The organism is Pedococcus sp. P2_D7 (assembly GCF_056404295.1).
In genome coordinates, this window is the sequence record NZ_JBFUEH010000006.1 from 139,756 (window position 1) to 156,611 (window position 16,856).

General features: G+C 71.3%; 16 protein-coding genes. 8 read left to right on the forward strand and 8 right to left on the reverse strand.

Annotated elements, in window-relative coordinates:
- The first annotated feature begins 61 nt into the window (after positions 1-61).
- Positions 62-1,051, forward strand: coding sequence for an SDR family oxidoreductase (locus AC1DWJ_RS15695; RefSeq protein WP_477621271.1), 990 nt, complete (start codon positions 62-64; stop codon positions 1,049-1,051).
- A 42-nt stretch (positions 1,052-1,093) separates the two neighbouring features.
- Positions 1,094-1,819 (forward strand): M50 family metallopeptidase, encoded by a 726-nt coding sequence (locus tag AC1DWJ_RS15700; RefSeq protein WP_457252561.1) that lies wholly within the window; start codon positions 1,094-1,096, stop codon positions 1,817-1,819.
- 10 nt (positions 1,820-1,829) lie between these two features.
- Here the strand turns inward: AC1DWJ_RS15700 and AC1DWJ_RS15705 are convergent, their stop codons facing one another.
- A complete protein-coding gene (locus tag AC1DWJ_RS15705) occupies positions 1,830-2,819 on the reverse strand; it encodes a PfkB family carbohydrate kinase (RefSeq protein ID WP_477621272.1) in 990 nt (329 codons plus the stop codon).
- A gap of 76 nt (positions 2,820-2,895) precedes the next feature.
- Between AC1DWJ_RS15705 and AC1DWJ_RS15710 the strand changes: the two genes are divergently transcribed.
- Positions 2,896-4,275 carry a glucose-6-phosphate dehydrogenase gene (locus tag AC1DWJ_RS15710; protein WP_477621273.1) on the forward strand — a complete coding sequence of 460 codons (1,380 nt, stop codon included), beginning with the start codon at positions 2,896-2,898 and terminating at the stop codon, positions 4,273-4,275.
- Between the two features lie 4 nt (positions 4,276-4,279).
- Here the strand turns inward: AC1DWJ_RS15710 and AC1DWJ_RS15715 are convergent, their stop codons facing one another.
- The 4 genes from AC1DWJ_RS15715 to AC1DWJ_RS15730 form a co-directional block, all read right to left on the reverse strand.
- Positions 4,280-5,068: a hypothetical protein gene (locus AC1DWJ_RS15715; RefSeq protein WP_457252564.1), complete on the reverse strand. Its 789-nt coding sequence runs from the start codon at positions 5,066-5,068 to the stop codon at positions 4,280-4,282.
- Positions 5,065-5,592 (reverse strand): SigE family RNA polymerase sigma factor, encoded by a 528-nt coding sequence (locus tag AC1DWJ_RS15720; protein WP_477621274.1) that lies wholly within the window; start codon positions 5,590-5,592, stop codon positions 5,065-5,067. Before AC1DWJ_RS15720 ends, AC1DWJ_RS15715 begins: the two co-directional genes overlap by 4 nt.
- A gap of 147 nt (positions 5,593-5,739) precedes the next feature.
- The gene (kynA, locus tag AC1DWJ_RS15725; protein WP_477621275.1) at positions 5,740-6,594 is read right to left on the reverse strand and encodes a tryptophan 2,3-dioxygenase; all 855 of its coding nucleotides are present in this window, start codon (positions 6,592-6,594) and stop codon (positions 5,740-5,742) included.
- A 105-nt stretch (positions 6,595-6,699) separates the two neighbouring features.
- Positions 6,700-7,536 (reverse strand): aldo/keto reductase, encoded by an 837-nt coding sequence (locus tag AC1DWJ_RS15730; RefSeq protein WP_477621276.1) that lies wholly within the window; start codon positions 7,534-7,536, stop codon positions 6,700-6,702.
- A gap of 146 nt (positions 7,537-7,682) precedes the next feature.
- On the opposite strand from AC1DWJ_RS15730, the gene AC1DWJ_RS15735 reads away from it, so the two are divergent.
- Positions 7,683-9,476 (forward strand): acetyl/propionyl/methylcrotonyl-CoA carboxylase subunit alpha, encoded by a 1,794-nt coding sequence (locus tag AC1DWJ_RS15735; RefSeq protein WP_477621277.1) that lies wholly within the window; start codon positions 7,683-7,685, stop codon positions 9,474-9,476.
- 131 nt (positions 9,477-9,607) lie between these two features.
- Here AC1DWJ_RS15735 and AC1DWJ_RS15740 read toward each other — a convergent pair whose 3' ends face one another.
- The 3 genes from AC1DWJ_RS15740 to AC1DWJ_RS15750 all read right to left on the reverse strand — a co-directional run bounded on the left by AC1DWJ_RS15740 (position 9,608) and on the right by AC1DWJ_RS15750 (position 12,621).
- The gene (locus AC1DWJ_RS15740; protein WP_477621278.1) at positions 9,608-10,219 is read right to left on the reverse strand and encodes a hypothetical protein; all 612 of its coding nucleotides are present in this window, start codon (positions 10,217-10,219) and stop codon (positions 9,608-9,610) included.
- Positions 10,220-10,408: 189 nt separating this feature from the next.
- On the reverse strand, positions 10,409-11,098 hold the full coding sequence (locus AC1DWJ_RS15745; protein ID WP_477621279.1) for an antitoxin: 690 nt from the start codon (positions 11,096-11,098) through the stop codon (positions 10,409-10,411).
- Between the two features lie 116 nt (positions 11,099-11,214).
- Positions 11,215-12,621 (reverse strand): NAD(P)H-quinone dehydrogenase, encoded by a 1,407-nt coding sequence (locus AC1DWJ_RS15750; RefSeq protein WP_457252571.1) that lies wholly within the window; start codon positions 12,619-12,621, stop codon positions 11,215-11,217.
- Positions 12,622-12,793: 172 nt separating this feature from the next.
- Here AC1DWJ_RS15750 and AC1DWJ_RS15755 point away from each other — a divergent pair, with 172 nt between their 5' ends.
- The 4 genes from AC1DWJ_RS15755 to AC1DWJ_RS15770 are packed head-to-tail and all read left to right on the forward strand — an operon-like array spanning position 12,794 to position 16,764.
- Positions 12,794-13,930, forward strand: coding sequence for an ABC transporter substrate-binding protein (locus AC1DWJ_RS15755; protein WP_477621280.1), 1,137 nt, complete (start codon positions 12,794-12,796; stop codon positions 13,928-13,930).
- A complete protein-coding gene (locus AC1DWJ_RS15760; RefSeq protein WP_477621281.1) occupies positions 13,923-14,834 on the forward strand; it encodes an ABC transporter permease in 912 nt (303 codons plus the stop codon). Before AC1DWJ_RS15755 ends, AC1DWJ_RS15760 begins: the two co-directional genes overlap by 8 nt.
- Positions 14,831-15,679 carry an ABC transporter permease gene (locus tag AC1DWJ_RS15765; protein ID WP_477621282.1) on the forward strand — a complete coding sequence of 283 codons (849 nt, stop codon included), beginning with the start codon at positions 14,831-14,833 and terminating at the stop codon, positions 15,677-15,679. The genes AC1DWJ_RS15760 and AC1DWJ_RS15765 overlap by 4 nt, the downstream gene beginning before the upstream one ends.
- The gene (locus AC1DWJ_RS15770) at positions 15,676-16,764 is read left to right on the forward strand and encodes an ABC transporter ATP-binding protein (protein ID WP_477621283.1); all 1,089 of its coding nucleotides are present in this window, start codon (positions 15,676-15,678) and stop codon (positions 16,762-16,764) included. Before AC1DWJ_RS15765 ends, AC1DWJ_RS15770 begins: the two co-directional genes overlap by 4 nt.
- Positions 16,765-16,856 lie beyond the last annotated feature (92 nt).

Genomic DNA, 16,856 nt, shown 5'->3' on the forward strand with positions numbered 1-16,856 from the left:
TGCGAGCCTAGGACCACGGACGCGAGGGGCAGGCCCGCATCCGTGGTCCTAGGCTCGCGACATGGCCAGTCAGAGCGTTCTGTTCATCGGCGGCACCGGCGTGATCAGCTCGGCGTGCGTCGCCGAGTCGGTCGCCAAGGGCTGGGACGTCGCGATCCTCAACCGAGGCACCAGCACCACGCACCCTGCCCATCCCGACGCCGAGGCGCTCACGGCTGACGTGCGTGATGCGGTGGCTGTGCGCGACGCCGTCGGCGACCGCGAGTTCGACGTCGTCGTGGACTTCCTGTCGTTCACGCCCGACCAGGTGCAGCAGCAGCTCGACCAGTTCGCCACCCACACGGGGCAGTACGTCTTCATCAGCTCGGCCTCGGCCTACCAGACTCCCCCGACGCGTCTGCCGGTCACCGAGTCGACGCCCCTGCGCAACCCGTTCTGGCAGTACTCCCGCGACAAGATCGCCTGCGAGGACCTGCTCGTCCGGGCCTACCGGGACGACGAGCTCCCCATGACGATCGTGCGCCCCTCGCACACCTACGACCACACGCTGCCGCCCTTCGAGGGGCGCTGGACCACCATCGAGCGGATGCGTCAGGGCAAGGAGGTGCTGGTCCACGGCGACGGCACCTCCCTGTGGACGATCACCCACCACACCGACTTCGCGCGGGCCTTCGTCGGCCTGCTCGGGCGTCGTGAGGCGATTGGCGAGGCCTTCCACATCACCGGCGACGAGGCCCCGAGCTGGAACCGCATCTACACCGACATCGCCGAGGCCGCGGGCGTCGAGCCCCGGCTGGTGCACGTGCCGTCGGACGCGGTGGCCGCGGTCGACGAGGAGTTCGGGGCGAGCCTCCTGGGCGACAAGGCCCACACGATGGTCTTCGACAACAGCAAGATCAAGGGTCTGGTCCCCGGCTGGCAGGCGGTCGTGCCCTTCCGCCAGGGAGCGCAGGAGATCGTCGACTGGCACGCCGCCGACTCGGCCCGACGGGTCGTGGACGCCGACCTCGACGCGCTCTACGACCGGCTCATCGCCGCGCACCGGGTCTGATCGCCCCCGGGCCTCAGCGAGCCGTTCATGCAGGTCACAGCGATGTCGGCTAGGTTCGCCGCCGTGGACTGGGACGAGCTGCGCACCCGGATCGTCACCGCCTCCGGCGACGTGGCGATGGGCGCCCCTGCCCTGACGGTGGCGGTGGTCGCCGCGCTCCTCGTGGTCGCGGTGCCACCGGTCTGGCAGGTGCTGCGGCTCGTCGTGACCCTCGTCCACGAGCTCGGCCACGCGCTCGTGGGCCTGGCCGTGGGTCGCCGCTTCACCGGGTTCGTGCTGCGCGGCGACATGTCCGGCCACGCCGTCACCGTCGGCCCCGCGCGTGGTGTGGGCCGGGTGGTCTCGACCTGGGCCGGCTACCCGGCGCCGGCGGTCGTCGGCGCCGCCCTGGTCTGGGCGGCCGGTCGCGGGTGGGCGGCACCGGTGCTCACCGTGGTGCTCGGCATCTGCCTGCTCGCCCTGGTGCGGGTGCGGTCGCTGCTCACCGCGGCGGTCATGGTGGTCGCCCTGGCCGCGACCGCGGCGGTGTGGTGGTGGCGCGACGACGGTCTGCAGGCTCAGGTGCTGGTCGCAACCGGGATCGTGCTCATCGTCGGGGGTTGGCGGCACCTCGGTGCGGCCATGGCGTCACGCACCGCGGGCAGCGACCCGGGCGTGCTCGCCTCCCTCACGCACGTGCCACGGGTGGTCTGGAACGCCAGCTTCGTCGTCGTCTGCGCCGTCGCCACCGTCCTTGCCGCCCTCCAGCTCGCCGTCGCCTGGGGGTAGCGCCGCCGCCCTAAGCGCCCGACAGCGCGAGTCCCTGTTCGTCGAGGCCCTGCTGGTGAAGGAACAAGTCGATCTCGGTCGCCGTCGGCGCGGTCGCCGGGCCACGCCGGGTCACCTTGATCGCGCCGGCCGCATTGGCCCGCCGGGCCGCGGTCTCCCAGTCGGCACCCGCCGCCCGGCACGCGACGAGCACGCCGGTGTGGGTGTCGCCCGCGCCGTTGGTGTCGACCGGCTCCTGCGGGAAGCCCGGCAGGTGGGTCGGCTCGCCCACGACCTCGACCTCGCGCACCCAGCAGCCCTTGGGGCCGTCGCGGACGATGGCCACCGCACCGGCCGGCAGCCGGTCGGCCACGGCCCCGGTCGCTGCGGCCGGGTCGGACCGCCCGGTCAGCGCAGCGGCCTCGTCGGAGTTGCTGGTCCACACCCCGGTGCGGGCCAGCACCCGCTCCCGCAGGTCGTCGGTGAGGTCGGCGAAGGCCGCGCCGGGGTCGAGGACCACCACCACCCCGCGGTCCAGCCCGTCGAGCCAGGCCAGCAGCGGGTCGCGGGTCAGCCCGACGAGCGAGAAACCACTGACGCACACGAGGTCGCCCCCCACCGGAGCCGCAGTGGCGAGCGACTCCACGGTGATCCGTCGCTCGGCACCCTGGGTCGTCACGAAGGTGCGCTCGGCGCTGGGCTCGATCATCACGAAGCAGATACCGGTGTCGAGGTCAGGAACCGGCGGGCTGCTCACGGACACCCCCTCGGCGGCCAGGGCGGCACGCACCAGGTCGCCGTTCGCGCCGGTGCCGACGGCCCCCGCGAGGACCGCGTCCGCGCCCGACCGGGCAGCCGCGACGAGGATGTTCACCGCGCCGCCGGCGTACCGCGCGTGGGACTGCGCGACGGCGTTGCCCCCACGCACCGGCAGCGCGTCGACCTCCACCACCTCGTCGACCAGCGCCTGCGCGGTGTGGATGACTCGGGGGCCGCGCGACTGCCGCTCGTGCGTGGTCATGCTGAGGGAGTATGCCGCGTGGTCACCGACCACGCTGCCCACGCGCCGCCCGGGTGGCCGTGTAATGCTGCCAGACATGGCGACCCCTCCCGAGACCACCCTGCTGATCCTCGGCGCGGGAGGTGACCTCACCCACCGGCTGCTGCTGCCGGGGCTGGCCAGCCTGCTCGCCGTCGAGCCGGCGCGGTCGGTCCGCGTCGTGGGTGCCGACCGGGTCGACCTCTCGACCGCGGACTGGAAGGCGCGCGTCAAGGACTCGTTCGCCGCGGCCAAGCCGGCCGCGAAGGTGACTGCCGCGGTGACTCGGCACACGGCATACCTCCGCACTGACCTGCTCGACGAGGAGGCTCTGCGCGCGCTCGTCGCGGGGTGCGGCGACGGGCCCCTCGTGATCTTCTTCGCCCTGCCGCCGCAGGTGAGCATGAAGGTCTGCGACCTGCTCCAGCACGTCGACCTGCCGGACACGACCCGGCTCGCGCTGGAGAAGCCGTTCGGCACCGACCACGCATCGGCGGTCGCGTTCAACGCCCTGCTGCACAAGGTGGTGGCTGAGGAGGACATCTTCCGCATCGACCACTTCCTTGGCGTGGCAACGGTTTTCAACCTCGTGGGCCTTCGGTTCGCCAACCGCATGCTGGCCCCGATCTGGAGCGCGGAGCACATCGAGCGCGTCGAGATCGTCTACGACGAGGACCTCGCGCTCGAAGGACGCGCGGGTTACTACGACGGGGCCGGGGCGCTCAAGGACATGCTGCAGAGCCACCTGCTCCAGGTGCTCGCGCTCTTCGCGATGGAGTCGATCGCCACCCTCGACGCCCGCGAGCTGCAGGACCAGAAGGCGCAGGTGCTCCGGGCCACGAAGGTCTGGGGCGGCTCCCCCAAGCGGTCGTCGCGGCGGGCCCGCTACACGGCCGGCACGATCGGCCGGCGGAAGGTGCCGGACTACGCGAAGGAGCAGGGGGTCGACCCGAAGCGGTCCACCGAGACGCTCGCCCAGGTCACCCTGGAGGTGGCCAACAGCCGCTGGGCAGGGGTGCCGTTCGTCGTCCGCAGCGGCAAGGCCCTGGGTGCGCCGCGCAAGCAGATCGTGGCCCACTTCCGCGACGTGCCGCACCTGCCGACCGGCTTCGTCGGCGGGTCCGACGGCGACCGGCTCACCATCGACCTCAAGCCGGGGGAGGTGTCGCTCACGCTGACGATGAACGCCGAGGGCGACCCCGTCGACCTCGAGCAGAAGACCCTCACGGCCCTGCTGGCGGCTCCCCGCATGCAGCCCTACGGCGAGGTGTTGGCGCAGATCTTCGACGGCAGCCAGCTGCTGACCGTTCGCGGCGACGCCGCCGAGGAGTGCTGGCGGGTGATGGAGCCGGTCATCAAGGCGTGGGCCGACGGGCGGGTGCCGTTGGAGACGTATGCCGCCGGGTCCGACGGGCCTGAGGGCTGGCTCACGCCGTAGGCCGTCACGACGGTCGGGTGTTCGGGCGGACGTCCATGGTCGCGAGGAACGCCTCGAGGAGCTTTCGAGCGCCGCCATAGGGCCGCACGGAGTCGTCCCACTCGGGGCGCCATACCGCGACGATGGTCATGGCATCACGCTGCGAGTCACCTCCGCCGAAGAACGCCAGAACGTCATGGTCGAACGGCACCAGCAGGCCTGGGTGGCAGTCCCTCGGCTCGAGGCACAGCTGGATCGCTCGGTTGTCGATCCCCGTGCAGGGGGAGTCGCCCGACTTCACGCAGTAGTCCTCGACCCACGCCAGGAGGTAGGCGTAGGTCTCCTGGCGCGTGTCCGGGTCGAGCGGGGCGTTCCAGACACTGACCCTGACGTCGCCGGTGGGAGAGTCCTCGGGCGCCTTGAACCAGTCGTGCGCAGGGCTCCGCCAGTCCTTGACGTCGGTGGTCCAGCTCCAGGCGCGGATCGCCGCGTTCGGTGTCCAGTCCTTGGGGTACTGGAGGGTGAGGTCGTACTGACTCGACCGGTAGGTCAGGAGGGACGGCTGCCTGGACGACGATGTGGACGACTGCGGGTCGGGGGTCGTGGCCGGCTGCGGCGCGCTGGTGCCGCGTCCACCCACCAGGGAGGTCGCGGCCACCAGCACCACCGCGGCGGCGGCCGTGGCGACCACGGATGCCCTGCGGATCCGGTGCGCGCGGGCGGCCGAGCGCACCGCGGTCAGGTCGACCTGTGGCACGAGCACCTCGTCCGCGACACGACGCATCGCCCGGGCCAGCCGCTGGTCGATGCTCATGACGTTGCCTCCGTGGCGGGTAGGGCGCGGTGGCCGACGGGCTCGGCCAGCAGCTCGGCCAGCCTCCTCGCTGCGGCGTGGCTGTGGCTCTTCACCGTGCCGGGTGCCATCGCGAGCGTCTCGGCGATGTCGGCCTCGGTCAGGTCCTCGTAGTAGCGGAGCACCATCACCGCCCGCTGGCGAGGTGGCAGGCTCAGCACGGCGCGCCAGACCCGATCGTGCTCAGCCAGCTCGTCCACGCGGTCACCCCACGAGGGCTCGGCCACGGACACCAGGGGCGCCTCGCGGGACGAGCGCAGCCGCCACCAGGAGACGGCCTGGTTGACCAGGACCTTGCGTGCGTAGGCCACCGGGCGCTCCATGGCGTCGACCTTCGGCCACCGCTGGTAGACCCGCACGAGGGTCGTCTGCATGAGGTCCTCGGAGCGCTGGTGGTCACCGGTCATCAGGTACGCGGTGCGGAACAACGTCGCGCTGTGCACGCGCACGAAGTCGGCGAACCGGTCCTCGTCGCTCTGCCGCATCACCCCTCCTCGAGGAAGGACCAGCTGAGTGGACCCTCTACCCCCTCAACGCCGCGAGGAAGCCGTCAGGTTCAGTCGTGCGACCACCGGTGACCGGGGGACGGGCACCCACGCTCGGGGCGCGCTGCCGTCCTCAGGGTCGCACCATCAGACGCGGGTGCGCACCGTGTAGAGCTCGGGGAAGAAGGTCAGGTCGAGGGCCCGGCGCAGGAAGTCGACGCCGGACGAGCCGCCGGTCCCCTTCTTGTGCCCGATGGTGCGGGTGACGACCTGCAGGTGACGGAACCGCCACTGCTGGAAGTTGTCCTCGAGGTCGACGAGCTCCTCGCAGGTCTCGTAGACGCCCCAGTGCTCGGTCGGGCGGGCGTAGACGGCCGCGAAGGTGTCGACCAGCGCGTCGTTCTCCCGGTAGGGCTGCGTGACGTCGCGCTCCAGCAGCTCGGCCGGGATCGCGTAGCCGCGACGGGAGAGGTAGTGCAGGAACTCGTCGTAGAGGCTGGGCTCCTCGAGCAGCTGGGCGAGCATCGAGCGGGCCGCCTCGTCGTGCTCGAAGACCTTCACCATGTCGGCGTTCTTGTTGCCGAGCAGGAACTCCACGGCGCGGTACTGCCAGGACTGGAAGCCCGAGCTGGTCGCGAGGAAGGGCCGGATCTCCGCGTACTCACTCGGGGTGAGGGTCGCGAGCACCGACCACTGGTCGGTGAGGACCTCCTGGATCCGCTTGACCCGCGCCAGCCGCTTCAGCGCCGGGGCGAGCTGGTCGGTGGTGAGCAGCGCCCGGGCCGACCGCAGCTCGTGCAGCATCAGCTTGAGCCAGAGCTCGGAGGTCTGGTGCTGGATGATGAACAGCAGCTCGTCGTGCTGCGCGGGCTGGCTGCGCGGGTGCTGTGCCGACAGCAGCTGGTCCAGCCCCAGGTAGTCGCCGTAGGACATCGCCGCGGAGAAGTCCCGCTGCACGCCCTCTTCGATCTCACGCACCGACCGCGCGTCGTCACCGCTCATGGCGCCCACCCTAGGGCCCGGGCCGGGGCCGCCCGGACCTGGCCACCACCGGCCGTGGGGCGCCCCGGTCGGAGGGCGCCCACGCGGCATACAGCGGTGTCTGTCTCAGTTGAAGGCGACCGGGTCCGGGCCGGTGCGCTCCGTACGGTCCAGGGGCGTGAACGCGGCCAGGTCCTCGTCGTCGAGCTCGAACCCGAAGACGTCGAAGTTCTCGGCGATCCGGCTCGGGGTGACGGACTTGGGGATGACGACGTTGCCGATCTGCAGGTGCCAGCGCAGGATCGCCTGCGCCGGCGTCACCCCGTGCTTCTGCGCGATGTCACGGACCACCCGGTCGTCGAGGACGGAGCCGCCGGACGCGAGCGGGCTCCAGGCCTCGGTGAGGATCCCGTGGTCCGCGTGGAACTCGCGCAGGGCCGCCTGCTGGAGGTAGGGGTGCAGCTCCACCTGGTTGATGGCGGGGAGCTCGCCGGTCTCGTCGGCGAGCCGCTGCAGGTGGTCGATCTCGAAGTTGCAGACCCCGACGGCCCGGACCCGGCCGTCGTCACGGAGCTTGAGCAGCGCCTTCCAGGTGTCGACGTAGTTGTCCTTGGCCGGCGTGGGCCAGTGGATGAGGTAGAGGTCGAGGACGTCGAGGCCGAGGCGACCGAGTGAGGCGTCGAAGGCCGCGAGCGTGCGCTCGAACCCGTGGTCGTCGTTCCACACCTTGGTGGTGACGAACAGGTCGTCGCGGGACAGCTCGGTCGCCTCGATGGCCCGCCCGACGCCCTCCTCGTTGCCGTAGAGCCGCGCGGTGTCGATGCTGCGGTAGCCGACCTCGAGGGCGGTCGCGATGGCCGCGTCGACCTCGGCGTCCGGCACCTGCCACACCCCGAACCCCAGCTGGGGGATGTCGATCGGGTCGGCGCCGGTGGAGAGCTGGAGGTTCGGGACTGAGGTCATGGACTCGACTGTATGCCGCGCCCGCAACGGTTTCCTGACGGGTCACCGGTCAGCACGGGGAGGTACCACCCGGGCCGTCCGAGTGTCACCGAGGCCACACCGGGTGGGTGGGGGTGACGTCACGGAAACGGGCTAGGCTCCGGCGCATGGCGCCCATCTCCGAGACGACGACGAAGCCGATCTCCAAGGTCCTCATTGCCAACCGGGGCGAGATCGCCGTCCGCATCGCGCGGGCGTGCGCGGACAGCGGCATCGGCTCCGTTGCCGTGTATGCCGATCCGGACCGCGACGCCCTGCACGTCAAGGTCGCCGACGAGGCCTACGCGCTCGGTGGCGCGACCCCCGGCGACTCCTACCTCGTGCAGGAGAAGCTGCTCGAGGTCGCCCGCAAGTCCGGGGCCGACGCCGTCCACCCCGGCTACGGCTTCCTCGCCGAGAACGCCTCCTTCGCCCAAGCGGTCCTCGACGCCGGGCTGACCTGGATCGGCCCCTCCCCCGACGCCATCGACTCCCTCGGCGACAAGGTCAAGGCCCGCCACATCGCCGCCCGCGCCAACGCCCCCCTGGTGCCCGGCACCGCCGACCCGGTGGCCGACGCCGACGAGATCATCGCGTTCGCCCAGGAGCACGGGCTGCCCGTGGCCATCAAGGCGGCCTTCGGTGGCGGCGGTCGCGGCCTCAAGGTCGCGCGCACCATCGAGGAGATCCCCGAGCTGTTCGACTCGGCCACCCGTGAGGCGGTCGCGGCGTTCGGTCGCGGCGAGTGCTTCGTCGAGCGCTACCTGGACAAGCCGCGGCACGTCGAGACCCAGTGCCTGGCCGACACCCACGGCACCGTCGTCGTCGTCTCCACCCGGGACTGCTCGCTGCAGCGCCGCCACCAGAAGCTGGTCGAGGAGGCCCCCGCGCCGTTCCTGTCCGACGAGCAGAACGCCGAGCTGCGCCGGGCGTCCAAGGCCATCCTCACCGAGGCCGGCTACACCGGCGCCGGCACCTGCGAGTTCCTCGTCGGCCAGGACGGCACGATCTCGTTCCTCGAGGTCAACACCCGCCTCCAGGTCGAGCACCCGGTGACCGAGGAGGTCACCGGCATCGACCTGGTGCGCGAGCAGTTCCGCATCGCCAACGGTGAGGCCCTCGGCTACGACGACCCCGCCCCGGTCGGCCACTCCTTCGAGTTCCGCATCAACGGCGAGGACGCCGGCCGCGGCTTCCTGCCCGCCCCCGGTGTCGTGGCCGTGTTCGAGCCACCGTCCGGTCCGGGGGTCCGCCTCGACTCCGGTGTCGTCGCCGGCGACGTCATCGGTGGCGCGTTCGACTCGATGCTCGCCAAGCTCATCGTCACCGGCAGCGACCGGCACCAGGCGCTCGAGCGCTCGCGGCGCGCGCTCGCGGAGTTCGTCGTCGACGGCATGCCGACCGTCCTGCCGTTCCACCGCGTCATCGTGTCCGACCCTGCCTTCGCGCCCGAGGGCGACAAGCCGTTCTCGGTGCACACCCGCTGGATCGAGACCGAGTTCGACAACCAGATCGCGCCCTACTCGGGTGTCGTGGCCGAGGCGCCCGAGGAGACCGGCGAACGCCAGAGCGTGGTCGTCGAGGTCGGCGGCAAGCGCCTCGAGGTCGTGCTCCCCGGCGGGCTCTCGCTCGGTGGTGGCTCCAGCGCCGCGAAGAAGAAGGCGCCGCGACGCTCCGGTGGCTCCAAGGCCGGTGCGGCCGCCTCGGGCGACTCCCTCACCGCCCCGATGCAGGGCACCATCGTCAAGATCGCCGTCGAGGAAGGCCAGGAGGTCGCCGCCGGCGAGCTGGTCGTCGTCCTCGAGGCGATGAAGATGGAGCAGCCGATCAACGCCCACAAGGCCGGGACCATCACCGGACTCGTGGCCGAGGTGGGCCAGACCGTGACCAACGGCGCCGTGATCGCCGAGATCAAGGACTGACGCGCGCGGCATACCTCGCACCACGTCATGCCCTGCACCACGTCGAGCATGACGGGCGCCGCCTCCCAGCCGGGAGGCGGCGCCGTGGTGTGGAAGGTCAGCTCGGTGGAGCCAGCCCGGTGGGCGGTGGGTCAGCCGAGGAAGTCGAGGACGTCCTGGCAGAAGTCCCGCTCGCCGAAGGTGCGGGTCCCGTGGTCCCTGATGATCGTCTCGCTGAGGACGGTGTCGTCCTCCGGATCCTGGGGGTCGTTGAGGTCGATGACCAGGGTGCCCGCGACGGTGCCGGCGTCGAGGCCGAGCAGCTTGCCGTCGCTCCCGAACAGCTTGGACGAGAACCGGTCCATGAAGTCGACGGTGAGGGTGCCGTCGGCGTTCAGGGTCAGCTTCTGGTCACGGCCGTTGAAGGTGTCGACGGACCGGAACGAGGCGCCAGTCTCCACGTTGGAGAAGGTGTCCTCCGCCGAGACGTGGATCGAGAAGTACTCGAGGTCCCCACCTCCGCGGGCGATGCCCGTCTCGGTGATGGTGACCCTGCCCTCCCAGCGGACGAGGAACGGGACGTCACAGAAGTCGTCGTGCTCCTCCTGCTCGATGTGGGTGTCCTTCAACGTCTCGTGCGACCGGAAGACCACGTTGCTGGAGGCTGCGGCGAACGGCGCGAGCATGACGCTCAGCGCCACCGCGCTGAGTGCTGCGAGCAGTGGACGGACCACGGTGTGGGTTGACGTGAGGTGGCGGAACATGGGACCTCCCAGGTGCGGCTGGTGGATGTGATCCCTGCTGAACCGATCGTCACGCCGAGCCGGGTCGCTGCCCACCGACAAAGTGCCTACGTCACCCGGGCCTGCCCTGCGCACCCTCACCGGACACGCCGACGGCGCCGCCTCCCAGCCGGGAGACGACGCCGCGGACGTATGCCGTGTGCCTGGCGCTCAGCGACCGAACGGGGGCAGCTCCTTGGTCCCCTCGTCGCCGGGCTCCGACTCGGCCCCCGCGTCGGGCCGCTGGGCAGGGTCGAGCGGCCCGCCCGGCTGACCGGGCTGCTGGGGCTCACCCGGGGTGAGCGGCCCGTCTGAGGAGCCCGGCTGGGGGTCTCCGGTCGACGGCGAGGGGTTGGGGGCCGGGGTGGGCTCGGGCGTCGTGGGGGCCGGCTCGTCCCAACTCGGGCGGTCGGGGGCCGGCTCGGAGGGCACGGGGTCTGGGGTGGGGTCGGACGGCACCGGGTCACCCGGGGCCGGGAAGGGCTCGGGGGCGGGGGCTGGTGCCGGTGCAGGCTCGGGAGCGGGTTCGGGCTCAGGTGCCGGGGCAGGGTCTGGCTCGGGCTCAGGGGCCGGGGCAGGCTGGGGGGCTGGTGCCGGGGCAGGCTCGGGCTCAGGAGCCGGGGCAGGCTCGGGCTCGGGCTCGGGCTCGGGAGCAGGCTCAGGGGCCGGCGCAGGTGCTGGCTGCTCTTCGGGCAGACCCAGCTTGTCGCGGAGGGCGTCGGCGCCCTGGTCGATCTGCTCGGAGTACTTGCCCCCGGTCTGCTTGTCGATGACGTCCTCGACCTTGTCGAGAGCCGAGTCCGCTTGCTGCGGGTTGCCCTTGACGTAGTCCTTCACCTTGTCCAGCCAGGAGCCAGCCATTTGATTTGCCCTTCCTAGGGAACCTTCTCGGGAATCGGAGTCCGCGCCACAGCACGCTCACTGTGGACATTACCCACCAACCCGGGGGAAATACCGGCGGACCGCCCTACGACAGGTCAGTCGCGCTGGTGGAGCTGGCGGGCGGCCTCGGCCACCGAGCCGGAGAGGGAGGGGTAGACCGTGAAGGTCCCGGCCAGCTGGTCGACGGTGAGTGCATGCTGCACCGCCAACGTCACCGGGTAGATCAGCTCGGAAGCCCGCGGCGCCACGACGACCCCGCCGACGACGGTGCCACCACCCTTGCGCGCGAACAGCTTCACGAACCCGTCGGTGATGCCCTGCATCTTGGCGCGCGGGTTGGTGGACAGCGGCAACATCACCGAGGTCGCGTCGACCGTGCCCTCGTCGAGGTCCTTCTGGGAGAACCCGACCGTCGCGATCTCGGGGTCGGTGAAGATGTTGGCCGAGACGGCCCTCAGGTTGAGCGGGGCCACGGCGTCGCCCAGGGAGTGCGCCATCGCGATCCGCCCCTGCATCGCGGCCACGGACGCGAGGGGAAGGACGCCGGTGCAGTCGCCCGCGGCATACACACCGCGCACGGAGGTGCGCGAGACCTTGTCGACGACGATGTGCCCGGACTCGCTCACGGCCACCCCGATGTCCTCGAGGCCGATGCCCGAGGTCTGGGGGACGGAGCCGACGGCGAGGAGCGCGTGACTGCCCTCGACCTCGCGACCGTCCTCGAGCCGGACCACGACGCCCGACTCGGTGCGTGACACCGAGGCCATCCGCGAGCGCCCGAGCACATCCATGCCGCGCTTGCGGAAGACGTCCTCGATGACCGTGGCGGCGTCGGCGTCCTCGCCGGGGAGCACACGGTCACGCGACGACACGAGCGTCACGCGGGAGCCGAGACCGAGGTAGGCCTGTGCCAGCTCGGCACCCGTGACACCCGAGCCGACGACGACCAGGTGCTCGGGGAGCTCGGCGAGGGAGTAGATCTGCTGCCAGGTGAGGATGCGCTCACCATCGGGCTGGGCGGTCGGCACGACCCGGGGCGTGGCGCCGGTGGCGATGAGGACGACGTCGGCGGGGAGGGTCTGGGTGGTGCCGTCGGCGAGGGTCGCCTCGACGGTCCCGGGGGTGAGCAGCCGACCGGTGCCGGCCAGCACCTGCACGCCGTCGGCCGCCAGCCGGGCGCCGATGTCGCGGGACTGCGCCGCGGCGAGCGCCAGGATGCGGCGGTTCACCGCCGTGAGCTCGGCGACCGAGTCGGACACCTCGTCGCCCTCGTGGTCCTCGAGGTGCACGCCGAGGTCGGACGCTGTCTCGAACTGGCTCATGAAGTCGGCCGTCGAGATCAGCGTCTTGGACGGCACGCAGTCGGTCAGCACCGCCGCTCCACCGACTCCGTCACGGTCGACCACCGTCACGCTGGCACCCAGGTGGGCGGCCACCAGGGCGGCCTCGTAGCCCCCTGGACCGCCACCGAGGATCACCACTGACGACTGGGACGCATTCACGCGACCATCCAACCACCCCGAGGTCGACGCCCACTCGCCACGTGCTCTTCGCCTTCCCGACAGGCGCTGTGGGCCCTATGGTCCAAGGACAGACACTACGTTCCGCGACGGCACCACTATGCACAGAGCACCTCGCCGCCCGCTGGACGGGCTCACAGTCAGGATGGAACACATGACAGTTCGTCCCCGCCACACGGCCCTCCTCGCCGTCGTCGCAGCAGCCACCTCCCTCGCGGTCGCCGCCTGCTCGCCACCCGCCGACAACGACACCGGAAGCTCGGGCAGCGGAGCCGACAAGGCCAAGACCGCCACCTCGGCCGCCGACCTCGGGGGCATGGACGCCCTCGTTGCGGCAGCGAAGAAGGAAGGCACCCTCAACGTCATCGCGCTGCCCCCGGACTGGGCGAACTACGGCGCGATCATCAGCGCCTTCGGCACGAAGTACGGCATCAAGGTCACCAGCGCCCAGCCCGACGCGAGCAGCGCCGACGAGATCTCGGCGGCCAACCGGCTCAAGGGCCAGGGCAGCGCCCCCGACGTCTTCGACGTCGGGGCCGCGGTCGCGGCCGCGAACACCACGATGTTCGCTCCCTACAAGGTCGCCACCTTCGACTCGGTCCCGGCCGACCTCAAGGACGCGAACGGCACCTGGGTCAACGACTACGGCGGCTACATGTCCGTGGGCTACGACTCCTCCAAGGTCCCGGCCCCCACGTCGCTGGCCGACCTGCTCAAGCCGGCCTACAAGGGCAAGGTCGCCCTCAACGGTGACCCGACCAAGGCCGGAGCGGCGTTCGCCGGAGTCCAGATGGCCTCGCTCGCCAACGGTGGCACCGCCGGCGACGGGACCAAGGGTGTCGCCTTCTTCAAGCAGCTCAAGGCCGCCGGGAACTTCATCCCGGTCGACCCCACCCCTGCGACCATCGCATCGGGCCAGACCCCCGTCGTCATCGACTGGGACTACCTCAACGCCGCGCAGACCGCGAAGGTCCCGACCTGGAAGGTCTTCGTCCCCGACAACGCGGTCGTGGCCGGCTACTACGTCCAGGCGATCAACAAGGCCGCCCCGCACCCGGCCGCCGCGCGCCTCTGGCAGGAGTTCCTCTACTCCGACGAGGGTCAGAACCTCTGGCTCAAGGGTGGGGCCCGCCCGGTCCGGTTCGACGACATGAAGAAGGCCGGCACGCTCGACGCCACGGCCTCCGCAGCCCTGCCCGCCGTGACCGGCACGCCGGTCGTCCCGAGCAAGGCCGACGCCGACACCGCCACGGCCTACCTCGCCAAGGAATGGGCCAACGCCGTTGGCTGACGCCGCTGCAGCCGGCGGAACGGCAGCTGACACCTCGGTGCCCGGCGCCCGCCGCGTCAGGGCGCCCGGTGGCTTCCGGCCATCGGGCGCCCTGCTCGGCGTCGTCCCGTTCTTCGCCTACGTCACGGTCTTCCTCGTCATCCCGGCCCTGGTCGTGGTGATCGGGGCGTTCTTCAGCGGTGGTCGACCGACCCTGGGCAACCTGCGCGCGCTGGGCGAGCCCGCGGTCACCTCGGCCCTGTGGCACTCGGTGGTGCTGTCGGCCGTGACCGCGGTCGCGGGTGCCGTGCTCGGCGCCGTGCTCGCGTATGCCGTGTCGACGGCCTCGCCGAACGGCGTGCTCAAGCGGTTCGTCACCTCGCTGTGCGGCGTGCTGGCGCAGTTCGGCGGGGTGGCGCTCGCCTTCGCGTTCCTCGCGACCTTCTCCGCACAGGGCTTCCTCACCAGGGTCCTCGGCACGAGCAGCGGTCTATGGCTGTACGAGTGGGACAAGGGCCTGATGCTGGTCTACCTGTACTTCCAGGTGCCCCTCATGCTCATCGTCTTCCTGCCCGCCGTCGAAGGGCTGCGGCCCCAGTGGCGCGAGGCGACCGAGACCCTCGGCGGCAGCACGTTCCTCTACTGGCGCAAGGTCGCCGGTCCGATCCTCATGCCGTCCTTCATCGGCGCGCTCCTGCTGCTCTTCACCAACGCGTTCTCCGCCTACGCCACCGCGGCCGCCCTCGTCTCGCAGGGCGCGCCCCTGCTGCCGCTGCAGATCGGTGGCACGTTCACCTCCGAGGTCGTGCTGGGTCAGCAAGGCGTCGGCAAGGCGATGGCGCTCGCCATGGTGGTCGTGGTCGCCATCGTCATGACCGGGTATGCCGTGCTGGACCGTCGCGCGTCGAAGTGGCTGGTCCGATGAGCGGCCAGCGCGCCGCGATGCGGCGCCGGCAGAACGTGTTCCGCTGGGTGGTGGTCACGCTGACCCTGGTGTTCTTCGGCCTGCCGTTGTTCGCCATGCTCGAGTTCACGACCCGCGACGTGACGGGCCAGCGCACCGGGGCGACCTGGTCCCAGCTGCTCGACGTGGGGGCGATCTCGACCCGCTATCCCGACCTGCGGGCCGGGTTCATCGCCTCGATGGGGCTGGCCGTCCTCACCGTGGTGATCATGCTGCTCCTGCTCGTGCCGACGATGACGTGGGTGCGGCTGCGGCTGCCGGGTCTCGGGCGCACCGTCGAGTTCCTCTGCCTGCTACCCCTGACGGTCCCCGCCATCGTGCTCGTGGTCGGCCTGACCCCGGTCTACGCGTGGGTCACCTACTTCCTCGGCGGCAATGCGATCTGGCTGGCGTTCGCCTACGTCGTGCTCGTCCTGCCCTACGCCTACCGCGCGCTCGACGCCGGGCTGCGGGCCATCGACGTCAGGACGCTCAGCGAGGCCGCCCGATCTCTGGGGGCCAGCTGGACCACCGTCATGCTCCGGGTGATCCTGCCCAACCTGCGCACCGCGGTCCTCTCGGCGTCGTTCCTCGCCGTGGCGTTGACCCTGGGTGAGTTCACCATCGCCAACCTGTTCAGCCGCACCAACCTCCAGGTGGCGATGTACCTCATCGGCAAGTCCGACTCGCAGATCTCGATCGCGGTTGGCCTGGCCTCCCTCGTGTTCGCCTTCCTGATCCTGTTCGCGATGTCCTTCGTCGGCGGCGCCCGGAGCGCGACGTCCCCGCTGGCCCGACTGCGCCGTCCCCGCAAGGAGCTCACATGACCGCCGCCCCCACGACCGTCAGCTCGACCGCCGCCAGTGGCCCCCGAGGCGTGGCGGTCGAGCTGACCGGCCTGAAGCGCAGCTACGGCCCCGTGCAGGCCCTCGACGACCTCACCCTGCGGCTGGCGCCCGGCGAGCTGGTGGCCCTGCTCGGCCCCTCGGGCTGCGGCAAGACCACGGCGCTGCGTTGTCTCGCCGGCCTGGAAGACCCCGACGAGGGGCGGATCGAGGTCGACGGCAAGGACCTGACCCGGGTGCCCACCAACAAGCGCGACCTGGGGATGGTCTTCCAGGCATACAGCCTCTTCCCGCACATGACGGCCCGGCAGAACGTCGAGTTCGGCCTGCAGCTGCGCCGCCAGTCCGGCCAGCAGCGGCGGACCCGGGCCGCCGAGATGCTCGACCTCGTCGGGCTGTCCACGCAGGCAGACCGGTTCGCGCACCAGATGTCCGGAGGCCAGCAGCAGCGCGTCGCCCTGGCCCGCGCGCTGGCCATCGAGCCACAGGTGCTCCTCCTCGACGAGCCGCTGTCCGCCCTCGACGCGAAGGTCCGGGTGCAGCTGCGCGACGAGATCCGCCGCATCCAGCTGGAGGTCGGCACCACGACCCTCTTCGTCACCCACGACCAGGAGGAGGCGCTGGCCGTCGCCGACCGGGTCGGGGTCATGCGCAGCGGTCGCCTCGAGCAGATCGCGGCCCCCGAGGAGCTCTACTCGCGACCCGTCAACGATTTCGTGGCGGACTTCGTCGGGGTCACCAATCGCCTTGCGGGAGAGGCAGGTTCGACGTCGGCGATGGTCCTCGGCCACCCCGTGCCGCTGCTCGACGGCTCGGCGACCTCGGGAGCCGTCACGGTGCTCGTGCGTCCCGAACACCTTGCCGTCCAGGCCGACCCGAGCGGTGCGCACACAGTGACGAGCGTGAGCTTCCTGGGGGCGCACGGTCGGGTCGTGGTCGCCCTCGCCGACGGCGGTCAGGCCATCGTCCAGGTGCCCAGCAGCTCCGTCGGCGGCTACTCCCCCGGCTCGCGGGTGACCGTTCGCCCCACCGGCGAACCGGCCCTGGCCGTGTCCGCGCGCGACTGAGTCGGCGGTCGCGCGCAGCACACAGGGGACGATCCCGACGATCGGTACCGTCCGCTCCGTCGCCGTCGCCGCTCGGTCCGGGCCTCGGTAGT